Below are 534 nucleotides of genomic sequence, written 5' to 3' on the forward strand. Positions count from 1 at the left end.
GCGTAATAGCTCACTGATCGAGTCGTCCTGCGCGGAAGATGTAACGGGGCTAAGCCAGTCACCGAAGCTGCGGATATTGTTCTGTGATTTATCACAGATATATATGGTAGGAGAGCGTTCTGTAAGCCTGCGAAGGTGTCTTGTAAAGGATGCTGGAGGTATCAGAAGTGCGAATGCTGACATGAGTAGCGATAATGGGGGTGAAAAGCCTCCACGCCGTAAGCCCAAGGTTTCCTGTTCAACGTTCATCGGAGCAGGGTGAGTCGGCCCCTAAGGCGAGGCAGAGATGCGTAGCTGATGGGAAGCAGGTTAATATTCCTGCACCGTCGTATGATGCGATGGGGGGACGGATCGCGGAAGGTTGTCCAACTGTTGGAATAGTTGGTTTTTGGCTCATAGAAGGCGCTTAGGCAAATCCGGGCGCGCAATTCAAGGGGTTGAGACGAGTGCACTTGTGCACGAAGCAATCGGAAGTGGTTCCAAGAAAAGCCTCTAAGCTTCAGTCATACGAGACCGTACCGCAAACCGACACAG

1 rRNA gene is annotated in these 534 nt (G+C 52.1%); it reads left to right on the forward strand.

Going from position 1 to position 534, the window contains the following annotated elements:
- Positions 1–534: ribosomal RNA gene (locus tag IGS60_RS28290) — 23S ribosomal RNA — on the forward strand; the annotation flags it as partial.

This window comes from Janthinobacterium sp. FW305-128, from assembly GCF_020858135.1.
Classification (GTDB): domain Bacteria; phylum Pseudomonadota; class Gammaproteobacteria; order Burkholderiales; family Burkholderiaceae_D; genus Janthinobacterium.